The 14,114-nt window shown below is 68.5% G+C and carries 14 protein-coding genes; 5 read left to right on the plus strand and 9 right to left on the minus strand.

What is annotated here, in order from left to right:
- Positions 1 to 131 precede the first annotated feature (131 nt).
- From ABCR83_RS04875 to ABCR83_RS04890, 4 genes are all read right to left on the minus strand, one after another.
- Positions 132 to 524 carry a nuclear transport factor 2 family protein gene (locus tag ABCR83_RS04875; protein ID WP_462693524.1) on the minus strand — a complete coding sequence of 131 codons (393 nt, stop codon included), beginning with the start codon at positions 522 to 524 and terminating at the stop codon, positions 132 to 134.
- 96 nt (positions 525 to 620) lie between these two features.
- Positions 621 to 2,672 carry a bifunctional glycosyltransferase 87/phosphatase PAP2 family protein gene (locus ABCR83_RS04880; RefSeq protein WP_462693525.1) on the minus strand — a complete coding sequence of 684 codons (2,052 nt, stop codon included), beginning with the start codon at positions 2,670 to 2,672 and terminating at the stop codon, positions 621 to 623.
- Positions 2,673 to 2,836: 164 nt separating this feature from the next.
- Complete coding sequence (locus ABCR83_RS04885; protein ID WP_462693526.1) at positions 2,837 to 3,088, minus strand: hypothetical protein; 252 nt, start codon at positions 3,086 to 3,088, stop codon at positions 2,837 to 2,839.
- Positions 3,085 to 3,438 (minus strand): hypothetical protein, encoded by a 354-nt coding sequence (locus ABCR83_RS04890; protein ID WP_462693527.1) that lies wholly within the window; start codon positions 3,436 to 3,438, stop codon positions 3,085 to 3,087. Before ABCR83_RS04890 ends, ABCR83_RS04885 begins: the two co-directional genes overlap by 4 nt.
- An 89-nt stretch (positions 3,439 to 3,527) precedes the next feature.
- Between ABCR83_RS04890 and ABCR83_RS04895 the strand changes: the two genes are divergently transcribed.
- Both ABCR83_RS04895 and ABCR83_RS04900 read left to right on the plus strand, forming a co-directional pair.
- Positions 3,528 to 3,854 (plus strand): antibiotic biosynthesis monooxygenase family protein, encoded by a 327-nt coding sequence (locus tag ABCR83_RS04895; protein WP_462693528.1) that lies wholly within the window; start codon positions 3,528 to 3,530, stop codon positions 3,852 to 3,854.
- 141 nt (positions 3,855 to 3,995) lie between these two features.
- Positions 3,996 to 4,850 (plus strand): hypothetical protein, encoded by an 855-nt coding sequence (locus ABCR83_RS04900; protein ID WP_462693529.1) that lies wholly within the window; start codon positions 3,996 to 3,998, stop codon positions 4,848 to 4,850.
- A 25-nt stretch (positions 4,851 to 4,875) separates the two neighbouring features.
- Here the strand turns inward: ABCR83_RS04900 and ABCR83_RS04905 are convergent, their stop codons facing one another.
- Both ABCR83_RS04905 and ABCR83_RS04910 read right to left on the minus strand, forming a co-directional pair.
- The gene (locus tag ABCR83_RS04905) at positions 4,876 to 6,939 is read right to left on the minus strand and encodes an MFS transporter (protein ID WP_462693530.1); all 2,064 of its coding nucleotides are present in this window, start codon (positions 6,937 to 6,939) and stop codon (positions 4,876 to 4,878) included.
- A 264-nt stretch (positions 6,940 to 7,203) separates the two neighbouring features.
- Positions 7,204 to 8,019, minus strand: coding sequence for a class I SAM-dependent methyltransferase (locus ABCR83_RS04910; protein WP_462693531.1), 816 nt, complete (start codon positions 8,017 to 8,019; stop codon positions 7,204 to 7,206).
- Between the two features lie 57 nt (positions 8,020 to 8,076).
- Here ABCR83_RS04910 and ABCR83_RS04915 point away from each other — a divergent pair, with 57 nt between their 5' ends.
- Complete coding sequence (locus ABCR83_RS04915; RefSeq protein WP_462693532.1) at positions 8,077 to 8,805, plus strand: GntR family transcriptional regulator; 729 nt, start codon at positions 8,077 to 8,079, stop codon at positions 8,803 to 8,805.
- A gap of 173 nt (positions 8,806 to 8,978) precedes the next feature.
- Here the strand turns inward: ABCR83_RS04915 and ABCR83_RS04920 are convergent, their stop codons facing one another.
- Positions 8,979 to 9,497, minus strand: coding sequence for a hypothetical protein (locus ABCR83_RS04920; RefSeq protein WP_462693533.1), 519 nt, complete (start codon positions 9,495 to 9,497; stop codon positions 8,979 to 8,981).
- A gap of 185 nt (positions 9,498 to 9,682) precedes the next feature.
- A complete protein-coding gene (locus ABCR83_RS04925) occupies positions 9,683 to 11,023 on the minus strand; it encodes a hypothetical protein (protein WP_462693534.1) in 1,341 nt (446 codons plus the stop codon).
- A gap of 131 nt (positions 11,024 to 11,154) precedes the next feature.
- On the opposite strand from ABCR83_RS04925, the gene ABCR83_RS04930 reads away from it, so the two are divergent.
- Both ABCR83_RS04930 and ABCR83_RS04935 read left to right on the plus strand, forming a co-directional pair.
- Positions 11,155 to 11,286: a hypothetical protein gene (locus ABCR83_RS04930; RefSeq protein WP_462693535.1), complete on the plus strand. Its 132-nt coding sequence runs from the start codon at positions 11,155 to 11,157 to the stop codon at positions 11,284 to 11,286.
- A gap of 82 nt (positions 11,287 to 11,368) precedes the next feature.
- Positions 11,369 to 12,829, plus strand: a complete 1,461-nt coding sequence (locus ABCR83_RS04935) for an AAA family ATPase (protein WP_462693674.1) — start codon at positions 11,369 to 11,371, stop codon at positions 12,827 to 12,829.
- An 8-nt stretch (positions 12,830 to 12,837) separates the two neighbouring features.
- On the opposite strand, the gene ABCR83_RS04940 is transcribed toward ABCR83_RS04935, so the two are convergent.
- Positions 12,838 to 14,103, minus strand: a complete 1,266-nt coding sequence (locus ABCR83_RS04940) for an SMI1/KNR4 family protein (protein WP_462693536.1) — start codon at positions 14,101 to 14,103, stop codon at positions 12,838 to 12,840.
- Positions 14,104 to 14,114 lie beyond the last annotated feature (11 nt).

Consider the following 14,114-nt stretch of genomic DNA (forward strand, 5'->3'; position numbering starts at 1 on the left):
GGGGGGGGGGGGCCCGCCGCCGCCCCCCCCCCCCCCCCCCCCCGGGCCGCGCGCCGGCGGGCCGCCCGCGGCGCCCCCCGCCCCCCCCCGGGGGGGCGCCGGCGGCCCCCCCCCCCCCCCCCCCCACACCCCTACCCCGCGCATGCCTCGGCGATCGCCGCGGTGTCCCAGTAGAACGGCCAGATTTCGGCGATGCGTCCGTCGCGCACCAGCACCCGCTGCAGGATCGGGAAGTCGAGTTCCCGCCCGGTGGCCCGGGCGCGGGCGTGGATCCGGCTGAGGACGACCACACCGTCGGCACCGATGGGGAAGAACTCCTGCTCCCCGATGTCGAACCGCTCCCAGGTCTCGCTCATCGCGAGGAAGAACCGTGCCATGCCGTCGTGCCGGTGCCAGGTGCCCCCATACGGCAGGCCCTCGGGCTGGTGGAGCACGACGTCATAGGCGAAGTAGGGGGCGAGCATGGCGAAGGAGGCCTTGCCCGGACCCCCGGCCGCCAGATAGCGGTTCTCGGCCGCGTACATGCCACGGAGAACGGATGGGGCATCTCCGATAAAAACTGGTGTTGTGCTGGTCATGGCACCAGCATCAACGGATGCCGCTGGTCACGCTGGCGGCAATCAGACGTCGAGACGCGCCGCCCGAGGTTCGCTCACAGGAGCCGACCGGGGCGGCTCGCTCTCGCTCCGTGCCCCGGGGATCTTCGCCAGCGCCCGGCGGCCGGGCCCGGTCAGTGCGTACTGGATGGCGAAGCCGCAGCTGACCACCAGGGCGCCGCCGAGCGCGTCCAGCACATAGTGGTTGGCGGTGCCGACGATCACCAGGAAGGTCAGCACCGGGTAGACCATGCCCAGCGCCTTCATCCACAGCTTGGGCGCCACGATCGCGATCACGATGCCGCACCACAGGGACCAGCCGATGTGCAGCGAGGGCATGGCCGCGTACTGGTTGGACAGCTCGGTCAGCGCCCCGAAGTCGGGGTTGGAGAGATCCTGTGGGCCATTGGCGGTGTCGATGAAGCCACGGCCCGGCATCAGGCGCGGCGGCGCCAGCGGATAGGCCCAGAAGCCGACGAGCGCCAGCAGGGTGGCAAAGGCCAGGGCTGTGCGCGCCCAGCGATAGGTGGCCGGGCGGCGCAGGTAGAGGAAGCCCAGCAGGGACAGCGGCACCAGGAAGTGGAAGGTGCCGTAGTAGTAATTCATGCTGTCCGTGAGCCAGTCCAGGCCCGCCACAAAGTGGTTGAAGCCATGCTCGATATCGATGTGCAGAAATTCCTCGATGCCGAGGATCTGCCGGCCGTGGGACTCCGCGAGGCTCCGCTCATCGGGTGCGTTGCCGCGGATGTAGGAGTAGACGAAGTAGCCCACCCTGATCAGCATCAACTCGAGCAGCAGGTTGGGACGATTCAGCGGGCGGCGCCAGAAGCCGAGCAGCGGCACCCAGGAGAAGCGCCCGCGCTGCGGCTCGGCGACCGGGGTCGGCGTGGGCCGGTCCCACAGCGGCGAGGTGCGCGACAGGAACGGCACCAGGCAGGCGGCCGCCAGGGCCGCGAGCAGCGGGGCGTTGTCGCCGACCGGGCCGAGGAACGGGTTGTCCGGCACCAGGACCCTGCTGGTGAGCGTCATCACCAGGACGATGAGGACGGGCCACACCAGCCGGTCGGCCCGGCGCTTGCCGACCCGCCCGCAGACCGCGAGCAGGATCCACAGCTGCTGGTGCTGCCAGGCCGTGGGCGACACGGCGACCGCGACACAGCCGGTGATGGCCGTCGCGAGCAGCGGCTGCCCGTCCCGGGCGTAGCGCACGGCGCGGCGCAGGCCGAGCACGGCGACGGCGAGGGCGAGCAGTGCGTAGAGCGTGATCTCGGCCGGGCCGTGCAGGCCGACGCGCAGCAGCAGCCCGTGCAGCGACTGGTTGGCCAGCCCGTCGGGCTTGTCGCCGAGGCCCGCCCCGGCGAGGTGGTGCACCCAGTACATCCATGAGTCGTCGGGCACCACAGCCCAGGCCAGTGTGGTGAACGCGGCGAAGGTGACACCGGTGGTGACGGCCGCGCGGCGGCGTCCGGTCAGCCAGAGCAGCGGGGCGAAGAGCAGCACGGCGGGCTGCAGCGCGGCCGCGACGCCGATGAGGGCGCCGCTCGCCCGCCCCGAGCCCTGGGCGAGCCGGGGCAGACAGCAGCCCAGCAGCACCAGCAGGACGGGGATGATGCTGGTCTGCCCGAGGTTGAAGGTGTTGCGCACGGGCAGCGAGAGCACGGTGAGGATCACCGCTATGGGCGACGCGACCAGGGCGGTACGCCGGGAGAGCGGCCCCGGCAGGGCCCGGGCGGCGACCAGTGCGAGGGCGACGACCAGAAGCAGCGTGCCAAAGGTCCAGCCGATGCCGAGGCTGCGCTCGGCGGCGGCCGTCAGCGGTTTGAGCACCAGCCCCGCGAACGGGGTGCCGGTGAACTTGTCCGTGTCATAGAAGGATCCGCGCACCCGCAGGACGCCGTGCTCCCCTATCCACGTCGCAAGATCGGTGAACCGGCGCTCGGGTGGCCGCCGCAGCACCACCGCAGCTTGGCGCGCAGCCAGCAGCCCGGCGAGGATCCACAGCCCGCCCAGGGTGATGACGGTCCGCGAACCCGCCCTCGACGGACTCCCCAGCCCGCCCTGCTCTGCATTCGCCACGCCCCGCTGCTCCTCCAGTCGCCCAGCTCGGTCACCCTCGTCGGGCTCTTTGAGACCTTACTGAGTCCTTGAGAACAGACGCAGGTCACCCCCCGGTCACCTGAGGACCGCCCATGGATGGCCTGAATTTAGCGCACAGCGGCCGGGAGCAGGGTTTGCGGCGCTTACCAGGCGGTCACCTGCAGCACATAGACACGCTCGTGTCGCGGTACGGTCTGGTAGACGAACATCCCGGCGGCCACCAGCGCCGTCCCTCCTTGTGGAGAGAAACCTTCATAGGCCGTCCCGTCGAGGTACAGGGCCTCCGCCGCACGAACCAGCTCGGCGGCCTTCTCCTCGACCTGTGCAACCAGTACGGGTGAAGCGCCTGCGACGACATGGTGCTCGTTGGGGTCGTATTCCCATGCCCAGCTCACCCGGCAGCCTCACGAGCCTCGTTCAGAACAGCCACATATTCATCCATGGCAGCACGCCAAGCCGGGTCGTCCCGGTCAAGGGTCTGCACGGACTGCAGCGCGGCCCGGCGTCTAGCCAAAAGTTCGGGACGGCGTTCGATCTCGACCTCGCTCGCCCAGATCGTCAACCAGCCGTGAATAGGCCCGAGGCTATTGGTCTTCGCAGCGATCTGGAACGCCTCGTTCTTCTGCTGTTCCATCTCGGCCAACCGGTGCGGCGCGAGCCGGGCGAGCGCCATACGCAGCGCATCGGGGGTGCGCTCGGGCCTGGCAAGGATCTCGCCGCCGGTGGGCTGCTCGGCTGCGCTCATGATGGGCTCCTCTTCTCACACCGACGGCCCACTCTACTGAGGCCCGGGCGCCGGTGAGGGGTTTCGCCGGCTGCGGCAGGATGGGGCACATGAGCATCGTCAAGATCAACGTCCTGACCGTCCCCGCCGAGCAGCGCGAAGTCCTCGAGCAGCGCTTCGCCGCGCGCGCCGGGGCCGTGGAGAGCTCGGACGGCTTCGAGTGGTTCGAGCTGCTGCGTCCGGTCGAGGGCACGGACCAGTACCTCGTCTATACGCGCTGGCGCAGCGAGGCGGACTTCCAGGCCTGGATGGAGGGCCCGATGAAGGCCGCCCACCAGGGCGGCGGCGAGGGCGCCCCCAAACAGCGGCCCGCCGCCTCCGGTTCCACCCTGTGGTCGTTCGAGGTGGTGCAGCAGGCGGCGCCGAAGCAGGGCTGAGGTCACCGGGCGCGGCATCCGCGGGTGCCGCGCCCTGCCGCCCGTACGGAAAACCCGGCGATCTCCGGGCAGGTTGAACCCGGGAGGCCGGAACGGCATCTCCCTGGGTGTCCAGGGCACCCGGAGAGAACGAGGCCGGCCATGAATCGACTGCGTGCAGCAGTAATCGCAGCGCTCCTTCTGCTGGGTGCGGTGAACACCGTCCCGGCGGTGGCAGCCGAGCCGATACCTCTGAAGTCCGGAGAGGTTTACTCCGTCCGCCCCGGAGACCACCTCACCGTGCGGTCCCGGCTTGAGAATGCGCTGGTCGACAACGGCGACCTGGTCGGCTCGGAGGCATTCGCCGGCGAGGGGACGCTGCGGATGCACACTCCCTGGCTGACCGCCAAGGTCACCGTCAAGTGCGATGCCCGGCCCGGGGAATATCCGGTCACCTCCCGGCAGCCCATGGACGGAAGCGACCCGTTTCGCGGCGTGCGGTGGACTCGGGTCCGCGTCCAGGAGTTCAGTGCCGCGGCCCGGCAGAAGTGCCGCGAGGACGCGAAGAACCACCCCGCGCCGGCCGATCCGCCGGAGGAGCAGTGGCCCGCCGACTCCGAATGGCCACAATCCCCCTGGGATGTCCGCTCCTTCCGGCCCGGCAGCCGTCTCACGTTCACCACGGATGGAACCACAAAAGTCACCTCCTCGGCATTTACCCCCAGGTCGGTAACGGGCGACCCGTTTGGCAAGGCCGACGACATAAAGGCTACCGTGCACATCAAATGCGGTGCCAAACCCGGTCTCTACCCGGTGTATGGAGACGGCCCAATCACCAAGAAGAAGCCCTTGGCGCGCCTTCGGGTCACCGATGCCGGCGCGTTCGGCGCCGCGCGGTGCCAGGCCGCGTCCGTCGACCACAACGGTGCTCTCTTCGGGGCGGCGGCGGTCGCCGTCCTCGCCGCCGTGGCCGTGACCGTGGCCGTGTTCCGCCGCCGCGCCCGCCGCACGCCCTGACAGCTGCCCGAAGAGCCGGCGCGGCTCAGGGATGCCGGTGGTCCGGCCGGACGTCGCCGTCGCCGTCGTGCGGCTGCTCCGCGTCCGAGCCGGACAGCTCGCTGCACAACTCCCTTACCAGCGCGTCGAGATCGTGCGGCCGGTCCGGCGTCCACCAGTCGCCCAGCAGCTCCGCGAGCGACTGTTCGCGGGCGCGCAGCAGCAGTTCGGCCTGGCGGCGGCCCTCGTCGGTGAGGCGGAGCTCCACCCCTTCGCGGACCACCAGCGCGCGGGTCTCCAGCTGCCGCTCCGCCTCGGTGACGGCCCGCAGCGGCACGCCCGCGCGCTCGGCGAGCAGCGGCGGAACGACCGCCCCCTGCCGGTTGATGCGCACCAGCATCCAGCTGGCGGCGGGCAGCAGGTCGAGTCCGGCCCGGGCGGTTACGTCCTCGTAGATCTGCTTGCGTCCCTCCCGGCTGCCGAGCAGGGACAGCGCGCGGGCGCACTCGTCGCGCGAGGAGCGTTGCACCGGGTTGCTGGAGACGATCTCGCTGGCGTCCGGGGTGGTGACGCTGGCCCGCAGCGGCTGCTCCCTGAGCAGCCAGGCGAGGAGGAAGGCGAGGATCCCGGCGGGCACGGCATAGAGGAAGACATCGGTGATCGACTGGGAGTATGCGCCCAGGACGGCGGTCCTGGTGGCCGGAGGCAATTTGGCCACGGCGCGCGGGTCGGCGGAGAGCGTGGCGGGTGTGACTCCTGGGGGCAGGGATACGCCGGAGAGGGCGTCGGCGATGCGTGGGCCCAGCTTGTTGGCGAAGATCGTGCCGAAGATGGAGACGCCGAAGGAGCCGCCGATGGAGCGGAAGAAGGTGGCCCCGGAGGTGGCGACGCCCAGGTCCCCATAGCCGACGGAGTTCTGCACGATCAGCACCAGCACCTGCATCACCAGGCCGAGTCCGAAGCCGAAGACAAAGAAGTAGAGGCTCATCACGGCGGTGCTGGTGGTGAGGTCGAGCTGGTGCAGCAGGAGCAGGCCGAGGACCATCACCGCGGTGCCGGCGATGGGGAAGACCTTGTAGTGGCCGGTGCGGCTGACCAGTTGGCCGGAGCCGGTGGAGGAGATCAGCATCCCGGCCACCATCGGCAGCATGTGCACCCCGGACAGCGTCGGCGAGACCCCGTGCACCACCTGGAGGAAGGTCGGCAGATAGGTCATGGACCCGAACATCGCGAAGCCGACCACAAAGCCGATCACCGAGCAGAGGGTGAAGGTCTGGATCCGGAAGAGGCCGAGCGGCAGCACGGGCTCGGCCGCCCGCCGCTCCACCAGGACGAAGGGCAGCAGCAGCGCCACCCCGAGCACGCCGAGCAGGATGATCTGCCAGGACGACCAGGGGTAGCTGGTGCCGCCGAGCGAGGTCATCAGCACCAGGCAGGTCGCCACGCAGGCGATGAGGAGGGTGCCGAGGTAGTCGATGCGGTGCCGGGTCCGGTCGGCGGGGATGTGCAGGACGGCGGCGATCACGGCGAGCGCCACGACGCCGATCGGCAGGTTGATGTAGAACACCCAGCGCCAGCTGAGGTAGTCCACGAACACCCCGCCGAGCAGCGGCCCCAGCACGCTCGACCCGCCGAAGACCGCACCGAAGAGTCCCTGGTAACGGCCTCGGTCCCGGGGCGGCACGATGTCGCCGACGATCGCCATCGACAGCACCATCAACCCGCCGCCGCCCAGTCCCTGGAACGCGCGGAAGCCGATCAACTGCGGCATGTTCTGGGCGAGTCCGCAGAGCGCGGAGCCGGCCAGGAAGATCACGATGGCGGCCTGGAAGAGCTTCTTGCGCCCGTACTGGTCACCGAGCTTGCCCCAGAGCGGGGTCGCCGCGGTGGAGGCGAGCATATACGCGGTGACCACCCAGGAGAGGTGGGCCAGCCCGCCCAGGTCGCTGACGATGGTCGGCAGCGCGGTCGAGACGATCGTCTGGTCGAGGGCGGCCAGCAGCATGCCAAGCAGCAGCGCGCCGATCGCGACCCTTACGGCACGGACGTCCTGCCCCTCGCCGGGTATGGGCTCCGCAGTTGTCACGGGGCCCGGGGTGTCCTGCGCCATGGGAGCTCCCTGGGTCCGGCTCGGCCCGGTTCCGGGGCCACTCCCGGAGTCGGGCCATCAGCTCCATCGTGAGCGGAACGGCCGCTCCCGGCGCGCCGGGGTAGGCCATCGACAGCCTGCCTACGACCCCCGGAAGGGCGTTGACCTGGTGCGTTGACGCTGGGGACAGGACTTTTTGTATCTTTGAGAAACAAAGTGGCTCCGCCCGCACTCCCTGACCAGTGGGCGGGGCCGCTTGTCTCTGTTCAGACGCATTGTCTCCGTTCAGGCGCGCGCCATGGCGAGCAGGTGCGAGCCCGCGGCCAGCAGATCCGGATATGACTCGGCGGCCCGCGCCGCCGCCAGCGCCGCATTGAACATCGCCGACCCGATGAGCGACTCCCCAGAGTGCTGCTCGGCCGCCTTGAGCAGCGACCAGGTCGGCCCCTCGATGCCGTGCACGCTCACCTCACCGAACCCCGAGCTGCGCAGCTCCTCCGAGAGCCCGTCGGCGGTGTGGAAGTACGCCGCAGTGAATCCCTTGCGGCCGGGCTCATGCCGCCCGGTCGCCAGGATGTCCGTCACGGCGTCGTGAACGCGCTCCCGCTCCAGCCAGGTGGTCGCGGTGTGTTCGAAGAGGGACGCGTACCGATTGATCGCCGCCGCCGCGACGAGACCGCCGGGCCTGGCCACGCGGCGGGCTTCGGCCAGCGCCTGCAGGCGATCAGCCCGGTCCAGCAGGTGGTAGAGCGGGCCGAGGAGAAGGACGACGTCGTAGGAGTCGTCAGCGGCAGGGAGATTGCGGGCGTCCCCCAATTCAGCCGTACACTCAACCTGTTGAGCTTGCACAATATGCCGGGCCACGGGGTCGATCAGGTGGACCTGATACCCATCGGCGACCAGCCACCGGGCGTGCACGCCGGGCCCGCCGCCCACATCCAGGATCGCGGCGGGGGCAGCGGGAAGACTGCGGCGGAGGAGCTCTTGGGTACGGATCAACTCCAGGGCACCGTCGGCGGTTGCGGTCAGGCGCTTGGCCTCGTCGAAAGTCTCCGTATAGAAGCCGATGATCTCCGGATCCACAGAGGGAGGGGTCACCATGCGGGGATGCTCCAACGTGGCCGGTCAACCTGTCCAGAGGAACGGGAGTATTGAGCCATGCCAATGCTGAAGTACGAGCAGATCGCCGACTCACTCAGGCAACGGATCACCGAAGGAGAGTTCGGTCCTGGCAATCTCCTGCCATCAGGCCGGGACTTGTGTGAGCAGTGGGGCGTATCGAGAGCCACCGTGAACAAGGCTCTTGACGTACTGCGAGCCGACGGTGCGGTCACCTCGCAACAGGGCGTGGGGTTCCGGGTCACCGAGACCCCGCTCGCCCGCCCGGCCGGAGGGCGTCGGGCGAATACGTGCCGCGTATCAGGCGGACGTCCATTTCGGCGCCTTGGCACACCCGGCAGGGAAGTACCACCCCCGCATGTCATCGATGCCCTCGGCCTTGCAGCCGCAGCAAAGGCACTGCGCCGGGACCGGCTGATGCTGTTGGATGATGGATCGCCTTTCTCTCTGGTGAGCGCCTGGTTTCCCGCCGATGTAGCCGACCGTTGCCCGAAGTTGGCACAAGCAGGGCCAATCGCCGAGGGGACCACCCACTACATCACCCGCGAGACTGGTCGTCCTCCGGTGCGGGGGATGGATACGACCACCGTGCGCCTGGCAACCATCGAAGAGGTCGCGGCGTTGGGACGCGAACACCCGCTCGCGGTTGCGGTGGACCTCCACGTCGCCTACGACAGCGATGACCGTGCGCTTGTCTGTGAGACAGGGGTAACGCCGTGGGATTTGTGGGAGCACACAGCCCATTACCCCATGGGCACAGCACGTTGACGTCCACTTGACTGGACCGCAACCCCGGTCAAGCGGGACATGACTTACGACCGTCGAGCTGATTCATCGGCTCCTGAAGTGCACGCTCCAGGAGCCGATCGAGGCCGAGGCCACCCGGCGGTTTCGCACGTCAAGTCGTGAGAGTGCCGACGATAACCGTGCGTCGGCTCCCATTAGTTGATGGTCGGCGAATCGTGAAGTCCTCCCCAGTAGGTGTTGCCTTTACCGCGAAGGTGGTAGTTGATGTACCCGCCCGCGGACCAAGAGCCGCCTCTTCCACGGTCGATGCCCGTGTCACAAACAAACGGGGTGTCGTTTCCGGTGTTCATGTTGGAGGTGATGGTGCAATAGGACTTGATGCCGGCCCTGCCGTGCTGGTTGAGGGCCACGGCGACTTCGAAGTCGTCGAACGTACGGCGGCCGGTTTCTCTGCCGCCGTAGCCGACCCAGCCGACGAGAGCGTGCGCCCTGTGCCCGCCCCCCGTCTTCTCCACACACATGCGCACATAGATGCGGAACGGTATCTTTCCGATGGCCGTGTCCATCCTGAACGTTCTGGAATCCTTGTTCATCGGACTGCATGAGCTACTGGCCGCGTGCGCCGATTCAGCGGGTATGGCAACGAAGATGGCTGTTGTGCTCATTGCCGCCACAGCTGCGGAGGCGATCTTGCGCGGGATGCTCGCGTGCATGCCTACTCCATACGGATGTTGGGACAGGTGCTTGCACTAACCACGTCGCTCACAGAGGCCTCCCCTTGCTCACGGAGCCCCTCCAGTCACCAGGCTATGCCTGACGACGGGTACATGTCACCGCCTTCTGCGCTCCTGGACGAAGATTGGGCGGATCCCGGCAACCGAGGCTGCACGCTTCGCTGTCAGGCCTTCACACGGGCGATCTCCCGGGCCCGTTCGTCCAGTTCCCGCACCGAAGGAGACTTGCCATGCGGTCGGATTCGCCGCCGCATCGTGTCGAAGTGTTCGTCCCCGCGCGCCGTCGACAGTTGGACGTAGTCGTCCAGGAACCTGTGCCAGGTCGCGCAGGCAGCATCCACATGACCCAGTTCAAACTGACGTTGAGCCAGCAGGCCATTGGAGTGCGCACGCCCTTGACGCTCCTGCCGGGGCTGGACCTTGAGGCATTCCCACATGGAGCGGATCGAGCCCCCGAGATCCTTGAACTCATGGAGCACATGGGAAACATGGAAGTGGTACGCACTGGCGTCATACCCGCCGATGGCCTCCCGCCGCGAGTCGGCCTTCGACAGCGCAATCTCGGTCTCCCGGAGACGAGCGATGGCGGTGCGCCGATCGCCGGTCATCGACGCGGCATGGGCCTGCTGCCCGGCGAGGAACGCCCGCAGGCGCGGCCCCGCCTTCGGCGAGGCTTCGGCGGCGGCATCGGCCAGTTGCAGCGCCTTTGTGCCATGGCCGAGATTCGACGCCTGGAGGCTCATCCCGCGGAGGGTGCGGCAGTACGTGACATGGTCCTCCGCCGCCCCGGCGAGCTTCAGGGCCTTGACGTAGTAGCGCTGTCCGAGGCCATGCTCGCGCTCGTACATCGCCATCCAGCCGGTGAGGTACACCAGGTCGGACGCGGCGGCGAGCAGGTCCTTGCGTACCCGCTCCGTGCCCGATGCCTTCAGGTAGGGGGCAACGGTGTTGACCAGGAAAGCGGCGGCCATGGGGCGGGCATGGCCGCCACCGAGTTCGTCGAGGATGTCGGCAATCTTGTCGGTCATGGCACGAACGGTGGCGACTTCGCCCTCCCCGATCCGCGTGGTACGGCCGACGCCGGTGTGTTCCATGCCGCCCACGAGGTCAGAGAAAAGAGGAACCGCCAGCGCCGCCGAATACACACCTGCGGTGAGAACGCCTCTCCGGGACGGATCCATGTCAGCCCTGCCGACATCGATGAGGTCTTCGAGGACGTTCCCACTGTCCCCTGCGGCTGTCCCTGAAGGAGCGGCGAAGCCGACCTCGGCATATGTGATCGGCCGTTCGAGACGGCGCGACAGGGCCTCGACAATCGCCGGACGGACGCGAGAGCGGGGCATGGTGCCGGACAGCCAGTGACACACCGCCGAATCGTCGTAGCGAAGGGACAGTCCCATCTCCGCGCCGACACGGTTGACCGCGCGTGCGAACTGGCCGTTGGTCCACCGAGCCTCGGCGATCAACGAGGCCAGGCTGCTGTTGGCGGCACGGGCAGCAGGCACGACACCCCTCCCTGAAATTCAAGGCATTCAATTCCCCACCCTGGCACGGCCGTACCGGCTTCCGCATCCCACCGGTTGAGTTGGCGTCGACAATCCGGCACCCACGCACATGAGAGACGGAGCAAGCGTCCTTGCCCATCGCGCTGCACCATGCGGACGGCCGCACCGAGGAGACCTTGCTCATTCTCGGCCCCGGCCAGGTGGAGGTGTACGCGGTGCAGCTCGAGAAGGCCATCACCCAGCGCAAGGAGAGCTTCTCGTAGGGTAGCCCAATCATGGATAGGTGCAGTTATAATAACTGCGCCTATCCATTGGACGGAGGCTCCGGTGATCAAACCAGCCGAGATGTTCGACCGCGACTTCGAGTGGGCCGAACTGACCCGCTACGCCACCCTGCCCGGCCCACTGGCCACGCTCGGCGTGGTCTCCGGCCGTCGTCGTCAGGGCAAAACCTTCCTCCTTGACGCGGTTGCCCGTGCAAGCGACGGCTTTATGTTCACCGCCACCGAGACGACCGAAGCGGATGCACTGCGCCAGTTCGGCGAGGCACTCGCCCGCTACCGCGACCAGCCCACTCCCTTTCGCTTCGCGCACTGGGACGAAGCGATCACCGAGCTCATGCGCATCGCCGAGAGCGGGCCCACCACCGCCGTGATCGATGAGTTCCCCTTCCTCGTCAAGGCCTCTCCGTCCCTGCCCTCGATCATCCAGCGCGCCCTCGACCCCACCGCACAGCACCACAACACCCCCGTGCGTCTGCTGCTGTGCGGGTCCGCGCTGTCCTTCATGGGCCGCCTGCTGTCCGGGAACGCTCCGCTGCGCGGACGTGCCGGTCTCGAACTCGTCGTACCCACCATGGATTTCCGCCTGGCCGCCCGGTTCTGGGAGATCTCCGACCCCCGCACCGCACTGCTCACCCACGCCATCGTCGGCGGCACCCCCGCCTACCGCCGCGAATTCACCCAGGGTGACACTCCGGCCGGGCCCGCCGACTTCGACGCATGGGTCACCCGCACCGTCCTCAACCCCGCGCGCCCCCTCTTCCGCGAAGCCCGCTATCTGCTCGCCGAAGAACCCGAGCTTCATGACACCGCGCTCTACCACTCCGTGCTGGCCGCCATCGCCAACGGCAATGCCTCACGCGGTGGCATCGCCGACTACCTGGGACGCAAGTCCACCGACTTGCCCCACCCGCTCACCGTCCTCCAGGACGTCGGGATGATCACCCACGAGCCCGATGCGTTCCGACGCAACCGCTCCGCCTATCGCATCGCCGAGCCCCTCGTCACCTTCTATCACTCCGTGATGCGCCCCGTCTGGGGCGATCTCGAACGGCCGGGCCGGGCAGCCGACGTATGGCGCCGGACCCAGTCCACGTTCCGCAGCAAGGTGATCGGCCCACACTTCGAGCAGGTGTGCCGCGAATGGGCCCGCTGGCACGCAAGCCCCGACACTCATGGCGGGCTGGCCTCCCGGGTCGCCGTCGGCACGGTCAACGACCCTGCGGCCAAGGCGAGTCGCGAGGTGGACGTCGCCGTCTTCGGCCAGGACGAGGCCGGGAACGGCCGCGAAACCCTGCTCGCCATCGGCGAGTCAAAGTGGAATGAGGTCATGGGGACGAGCCACCTGGAACGTCTCCAGCACATCCGCTCCCTCATCACCGCCCACACCTCCGTCCCCACCACACCCACTACCCGATTCCTGTGCTTCAGCGGTGCGGGCTTCACCGATGAGCTGCGCCGACTCGCCGCTGCCGACCCCACCATCCAACTCATCGACCTGGCACGGCTTTACCACGGTGAGTGATCAACCCCTCACCCCCGCCCCATCGAGAGGATCTCCCGCCCGCGCTCCTCGCTGATCATCTCCGCGAGGACGGGGTCGGCGAACAGCGCAACAGGGGCTATATGGTCCTCGCTCTTCGGGCGCCATAGCCGGATGGCCGCCCTGAGGTCGGGCCACGCGGCGTCGATGAGCCGGCGCTTGCGCTCCTGGGCCCGGTCGTATTCCTCGGCGACGGTGCCGACCACGAACCCGCCCCCGGCGAACGGATCCGGAACGTGGAACGCCGGGTCGGCGGTGAGCCCGTCGACGATGCGGTGCACCTCCGCATCGAACTCGGGGTTGCCGAAGGCGAGCCGGAACCCGGGCTCCCCGCGCCGGACTTCGAAGTCCGCGATGAGCTCCCGGACCCCATCCGGCCCGTATTCCCTGAGCTGTTGAAGGGTGAGGCAATCACCGTAGCCACGGAGCTTGTCCTCGACGAAGAGCAGCGGGAGCAACTCCGCCGCGAACAGCGGATCCCGTAGATGATCGACAGCGCCATCGAGCCCGGCGACGCTGTGCAAGCGCGCGTGGTACCAGTCGTTGAGCATGGCCAGCAGCTGGAAGTGCAGCAGCGTGGCCCGGTCCCGGCCAAACCTGCCCGCCTCCTCCAGCACCGCCAACGGCCCGTCGATTTCCCCGTTGAGCGCGGCGAGGCGGGCCTGCTCCACCTTGGCGTCCCAGCGATCCCGGGTCTCGCCCGCCGGGCTGCGCAGGCCGTGGAACGAGACGTACTGGTCGTACATCAGGTCGTAGAACGAGTCAAAGCGCTCCGGCCCCTCCCCCGACCATGAAGAGAGCCAGTAACCGGCCCACTCGCCGCGCTCGTCCACATCATCCGGGTCGAGGAACAGGACCGCCGCGTCGCCCTCGAGCGAGATCCGCAGGGAGCGCCCTATGATCTCGCTTTCGTCCGGCTCGTCTTCCTCCGCCAGTCCGCTGTAGGCGTCGATCCAGTGGTCGTCATCGGTATCGGCCAGCCACTCCAGCTCACGGGCGCCCGCGAGCCGGTAGATGAAACAGCCCGCGTCCCGCCAGCCGTTGGTGATCAGCAGGAACTCGCGGAGGGACGGCGGCAGCGGGCGCCCCAGGCGGGCCTCGACCGCCGCGATCTCCTCCGCCCTCGCCGGGCCGAAGCCCAGCCAGCCGCCCCGCACGACCGCCTCGTCCAACGGCCCGTCCTTCTCGGGGTCGTGGCTGACGATCCACTCCTCGCTCCAGCGCTTCAGAAACGGCTGCCACTGCTCGCGGTTCATCGGTTGCCCCT

This window comes from Streptomyces xingningensis, from assembly GCF_054957865.1.

Bases quoted from the DNA above. Each gene is read 5' to 3' on its own strand.
- ABCR83_RS04875 (WP_462693524.1), bottom strand. From the start codon at position 524: ATGTACGCGGCCGAGAACCGCTATCTGGCGGCCGGGGGTCCGGGCAAG.
- ABCR83_RS04890 (WP_462693527.1), bottom strand. From the start codon at position 3,438: ATGAGCGCAGCCGAGCAGCCCACCGGCGGCGAGATCCTTGCCAGGCCC.
- ABCR83_RS04895 (WP_462693528.1), top strand. From the start codon at position 3,528: ATGAGCATCGTCAAGATCAACGTCCTGACCGTCCCCGCCGAGCAGCGC.
- ABCR83_RS04900 (WP_462693529.1), top strand. From the start codon at position 3,996: ATGAATCGACTGCGTGCAGCAGTAATCGCAGCGCTCCTTCTGCTGGGT.
- ABCR83_RS04905 (WP_462693530.1), bottom strand. From the start codon at position 6,939: ATGGCGCAGGACACCCCGGGCCCCGTGACAACTGCGGAGCCCATACCC.
- ABCR83_RS04910 (WP_462693531.1), bottom strand. From the start codon at position 8,019: ATGGTGACCCCTCCCTCTGTGGATCCGGAGATCATCGGCTTCTATACG.
- ABCR83_RS04915 (WP_462693532.1), top strand. From the start codon at position 8,077: ATGCCAATGCTGAAGTACGAGCAGATCGCCGACTCACTCAGGCAACGG.
- ABCR83_RS04920 (WP_462693533.1), bottom strand. From the start codon at position 9,497: ATGCACGCGAGCATCCCGCGCAAGATCGCCTCCGCAGCTGTGGCGGCA.
- ABCR83_RS04935 (WP_462693674.1), top strand. From the start codon at position 11,369: ATGTTCGACCGCGACTTCGAGTGGGCCGAACTGACCCGCTACGCCACC.
- ABCR83_RS04940 (WP_462693536.1), bottom strand. From the start codon at position 14,103: ATGAACCGCGAGCAGTGGCAGCCGTTTCTGAAGCGCTGGAGCGAGGAG.